The 4,793-nt window shown below is 44.5% G+C and carries 4 protein-coding genes; 3 read left to right on the forward strand and 1 reads right to left on the reverse strand.

Translation table 11 applies throughout. The annotated features are described in order from the left end of the window. The 3 genes from M0P91_RS14870 to M0P91_RS14880 form a co-directional block, all read left to right on the forward strand. Nucleotides 1-897 (forward strand): DUF4118 domain-containing protein (locus M0P91_RS14870; protein ID WP_295069217.1); only part of this gene is annotated, 897 nt, incomplete at its 5' end. Then, complete coding sequence (locus M0P91_RS14875; protein WP_295069219.1) at nucleotides 894-1,577, forward strand: response regulator; 684 nt, start codon at nucleotides 894-896, stop codon at nucleotides 1,575-1,577. The genes M0P91_RS14870 and M0P91_RS14875, both read left to right, overlap by 4 nt. A gap of 52 nt (nucleotides 1,578-1,629) precedes the next feature. After that, nucleotides 1,630-4,572: an HNH endonuclease gene (locus M0P91_RS14880; protein WP_295069222.1), complete on the forward strand. Its 2,943-nt coding sequence runs from the start codon at nucleotides 1,630-1,632 to the stop codon at nucleotides 4,570-4,572. 31 nt (nucleotides 4,573-4,603) lie between these two features. Here the strand turns inward: M0P91_RS14880 and M0P91_RS14885 are convergent. Beyond that, on the reverse strand, nucleotides 4,604-4,793 hold a 190-nt coding region (locus M0P91_RS14885; RefSeq protein ID WP_295069225.1), incomplete at its 5' end, for a hypothetical protein.

Genomic DNA, 4,793 nt, shown 5'->3' on the forward strand with positions numbered 1-4,793 from the left:
ATGATTCATTTACTTCCGATACTGTACGCCGCGATGCGTTTGGGGCGCAGAGATACGTTGATCGTATCCATCGCTTCCGTATTATCGTTCAATTTCTTTTTCATCCCACCGACTTTGACGTTTACGGTACACGATATCCGATATGTTTTCAGTTTTGCGATTATGATTGCGGTCGGGCAGATTGTCGCTTGGTTGAGTGCGCGGGTAGCTATTGCCAAAGAACTTGAAATGTCTGAGCGGCTTCAACAGACTCTTTTGGAGTCTTTATCGCATGAATTGCGTACACCTCTTGCCGCGATTATGGGAGCATCGTCTGGTTTGCTTACCGAAGAACTCGATCTTAACCTAGAACAAAAAAAAGAACTTTACCATACTATTGACAATGGTGCGCATCGGATGCGGCGTTTGATCGATAATCTTCTCGATACCGCTCGTATCCAAAGCGGTATGTTAAAACTTAAAATCCAGGAGTGCGATATTCCCGATCTTTTGGGGAGTGCCCTCGCCAAGACTGAGAATACTTTTCCGGCAACCTTGATGGTTGAGGAGGGGATTACTCGGATACAAGGAGATGCTGTTTTGATCGAGCAGGCTCTTTCTAATCTCTTGGAAAATGCGTTTAAATACGGTAATACAGTAAATGTAACAGTAGCACAAGAGCCGATCGGAATTATGATCCGTATTTGCAATACAGGCTCCATTCCACCGGAGAATGAAGCTTCTATAGCATGGAGAGCATTTTCGAGATTGAGTAATGTGCGCGGTGAAGAGGGGATTGGATTGGGATTATATGTGGCATATCGAATTGCCAAAATGCATGGTGGAACAGTAGAAACGATGAGCGATGGGATACAATTTTGCGCAACGATGCAATTGCCTGAACGGAGTGAGGGATGAAAGAGACGATTTTAGTTATTGATGATGACAGCGCAATTCGTAAACTTCTCGAAGTAGCACTAAGTGCAGCAGGGTATCATCCTGTCTGCCTCAGTACCGTTAAGGAAGGGCTAAACCGTGCGGCGATCGATGCTCCCGCATTGGTACTGCTGGATTTGGGGTTACCCGATATGGATGGTAAGGAGTTTTTGAGCAGGTTTCGTGAATGGAGTCAATCACCTGTAATCGTCCTCTCAGCCCGCTCCGGTGAGAGTGAAAAAATAGCGGCGTTAGAGGGAGGATGTGATGATTATCTCACCAAGCCATTTGGTACGGGTGAATTGCTAGCTCGGATCAAAGCAGCCCTCCGTCGGAGGGCTAACGGAATGATAGACTCTTCATCTGAACTGCTTAGTGATAATCTCTCATTGGATATTGCTTCACACACTGTGATGCTCAATAACGAAGAGTTAAAACTGACACCCAAAGAGTTTGAACTGCTAAAAATCTTGATGCAAAATAGCGGTAAAGTTCTCACTCACGTATGGTTGCTTAAAGAAATATGGGGAGTTGGTTATCAAAGTGAAATTCACTATCTGCGGGTATTTATCAATCAACTGCGTCAAAAGATTGAAGTCGATTCTGCCCGACCGAAGCGGATCATTACCGAAACGGGTATTGGATATCGGTTTGTCGGATAAGATTTAGCCCCTCTTCGCTATAATTTAAAACTTTTGATTATGCGGAGTTTGGATGAATACAGAAGAGATAGGAGCACTGTTACAAAACAAAAATAAGCTTCTCTCGGAAACGTATTTTGAGCTTCAGCGTGCGTGTGAAGCAAAGTATGGTCCTGATACCCTTGTTATCATTGAAATAGGTTCCTTCTTTGAGGTTTATGAGGTCAATAATGAGTTTATGAAAATTGGTAAGGCGAAAGAAGTCGCCGAATTTCTGAACATTCAGCTTACCCGTAAAAACAAAACCATACTCGAGAACTCTCTCCAGAATCCACTCCTAGCCGGTGTCCCAAGCGTCTCCATCGAGCGTTACCTCAGTCGTTTGGTACAGTCTAAAAAGTATACGATTGTTTTGGTGCGTCAGCAGGGTGAACCTCCCCATATCCGCCGTTATATCTCTAATATTATTTCTCCTGGTACAAATTTCGATTACATTGCAGAGCCCAGTGAAAACTACATCGCTTCGTTGCTCATCGATCAAAACAACGGCGTGTATTCGGTGGGGTATTCTGCCATCGATGTGGGGACGGGAAAAACACTTATTAATGAGATACATGGATCGCGTGAAGATAAAACCTATGCGTTGGATGAAGTGTTTACTCTCTTGCAAAGCTATCAAACCTCAGAGGTGGTGGTGACGTTTTGTGACTTGGCAATCGATGAAGAGGAAGTGAATCGTTATCTGGAACTCAAAAGCCATCATCGCAGCATTAAAAATGAAAAACGGCTTCGTATCGATTACCAAAATGAGCTTTTTGGGCGAATCTATCAAATCCGTTCTCTTTTAAGTCCGATTGAATACCTCGATATGGAGCGGTATGCGTATACCTCTGAGTCCTTGGCCGTGTTGATTCATACTATTATCGACCATGATCCAGCGATTATTGAAAAGATGAACCGTCCGACGTTTTTGGGGACGAATCGCTATATGTATTTGGGAAACAATGCGTGCGAGCAGTTGGGGATTATTTCACGCGATCATGATGAGATGACGGTACTCAAACTTATTGATAAAACCTCTACGGCGATGGGAAAACGGCTTTTGCGTGAGCGGCTTCTTAATCCCATCTGTGAGGCTAAGCTTCTCGAAGAGCGGTATGATCTGATCGAAAAGATGACCGATCACATTGCCCCCTTGGAGAGTAAACTCAAAGAGGTGTATGATTTAGAGCGAATTTTACGCCGTCTGAAACTTGGGAAACTTCATCCGTATGAACTTGCGTACTTTTATGCGTCTCTCACTGCTGCTGAAAAATTATTTGAGGATGCGTCAACTCTTGGGATTGGCTATGATAAAGCCAGTGCGCAAGAGTGTGTGCACTGTGCAAACGAGCTGAGACGGATTTTTGCCATCGAATCGTGTGCGAAGTTCAGGCGCGATCAGGTGGATGAAAATCTTTTTAATGCAGGGATTGACCCCGCTATCGATGCTCTTGAACAGCTTCAAACCACCAATGAACTTAAATTGCAAAGTATCATTGAGCATATCGATACTTTTTTCGACAACGGCAGCGGATACGCTTCTATCGGGTGGCTGGAGAGTGAGGGGTATCATCTGCTGATGACCCGTAATCGCTATGTGAGCATCGAAGAGAATCTCCATAACAGCTTTTTCACGTTAGAGGGGCAACACCATTTTTTCCGTGATTTTCAGATACGAAAACTTAAAACGACCGTCAAACTCTCTTCCACATTGCTCGATGAACTCTCCATCGAAAATGCGGGGGCAAAATCGAGGATGCTAGCCCAAGTACGAGAACGGTATCAGGAGCATTTAGAAGCCATTGAAAAGAAATTTTCGCACGCCATTGAGCATCTCATCTCTTTTTTAGCTGTGGTGGATGTGTCGCTTAGCGGTGCCAAGTGTGCCACGCAGTTTCGGTATGTTCGTCCCGAAATTGTCTACGATGTCCCCAAGGCATTTATCGAAACAGTGGGATTGCGTCATCCGCTCATCGAATCGCGTGAAGAGAACGGGATTTTTATCCCCAATGATCTTTTTTTAGGCTCTATTGAACAACGTAGCTTTGAGGAGCATACAACGATAGAGGCGTCCAACGGGGAGGATGTCAAAGGGGTCTTGCTTTATGGAATCAACTCCAGCGGAAAGTCCTCGTTAATGAAGAGTATCGGATTAGCAGTAGTGATGGCACAGGCAGGATTTTTTGTCCCGTGTGCGATGATGCGCTATTCCCCCGTCGATAAGTTGCTCACCCGTATCGTTTCCAAAGATAACCTGTACAAAGGGCTCTCGACGTTTGCGGTGGAGATGTTGGAGCTGCGTAATATTTTCAACCGTGCGACGGAGAATACCCTGATTTTAGGGGATGAAATCAGTCATGGAACGGAGACGGAATCGGCATTGGCCATTGTGGCAAGTGCGATTTTGAAGCTCAAAGAACTGGGAAGCCTTTTTATCTTTGCAACGCATCTGCATCAGCTCTCTAGTTTGAGTGAAATCGAAAAAGCAAAAGGGATTGTCCTTCTCCATTTAGGGGTTTATTACGATGAAGAAAGTGACAAACTGATCTATGATCGTAAACTGAAATGTGGAAGCGGCAGCACCTTGTATGGTTTGGAATTTGCCAAATCCCTTCATATGGACGAAACATTTATCCAAAAAGCGTATGAAATCCGTGGACGTATTACGGATAATGGGCATGATGCATCATTACTCAAACGAAATAAAAAGAGTCGCTATAACAGCAAGCTGTATCTGACAAAATGTGCGCTATGCGATGAGTGCGTTGATGAAGTACATCATATCATCCCTCAAGCTCATGCGGATGAGGATGGTTCAATCGGCCATTTTGGGATGAATCACCGCTACAATCTCATTCCCCTATGCTCCAAACACCATCGGTTAGTCCATGAGGGGAAAATTGCCGTTCACGGGTTTGTGATGAGCGAAGAGGGATTACGGCTGAGTTATTCGCAACACGATGAAAAATTATAAAATGCGCAAGGACTAAGCCCGATGGCATTTATCAAGCCATCACCCTATGCAAAGGGCGAGGGTAGGGCTGGATTAGCTGCGTATAAATTTTTGGGATGTCGAGAATGGAGATCATCTCATTTCCAAAATCTTCGGCACGGTCAGGAATAATGACCGCTTTGGTCAAAGAGTTCTCATTTTTTAAGACATTGCTGTAATGGCTGATTGAGCGCAGTGGAATT

The organism is Sulfuricurvum sp., from assembly GCF_023229695.1.
In the GTDB taxonomy this organism is placed as follows: domain Bacteria; phylum Campylobacterota; class Campylobacteria; order Campylobacterales; family Sulfurimonadaceae; genus Sulfuricurvum.